Source organism: Shewanella litoralis, from assembly GCF_009828585.1.
Classification (GTDB): Bacteria; Pseudomonadota; Gammaproteobacteria; order Enterobacterales; family Shewanellaceae; genus Shewanella; species Shewanella litoralis.
Window position 1 is genome coordinate 1 of record NZ_WSRZ01000175.1, and the last position, 240, is coordinate 240.

A 240-nucleotide genomic window follows, 5' to 3' on the forward strand; every position below is an offset into this window, starting at 1 on the left:
TTGCCCTAATAATGGCCGCCCACCGGTCGACCCCGTCAGACTGTTTAAAATCATGTTATTGGGTTACCTTTTCGGTATTCCAAGTGAGCGTAAACTCATCAAAGAAATCGAAGTTAACGTAGCTTACCGTTGGTTCTTGAGAATGGGACTGACAGAAAAAGTGATTGATGCATCAACCTTAAGCCAAAATCGTATTCGTCGTTTCAATGGCACCGATGTTTTCGAACGTATTTTTAACCG

Annotated in this window: 1 protein-coding gene; it reads left to right on the top strand. The window is 42.5% G+C overall.

Features of this window, described 5'->3' with window-relative positions; all coding sequences use genetic code 11:
* A partial coding sequence (locus GQA99_RS20535; protein WP_170293579.1) for a transposase occupies positions 1–240 on the top strand: 240 nt, incomplete at both ends.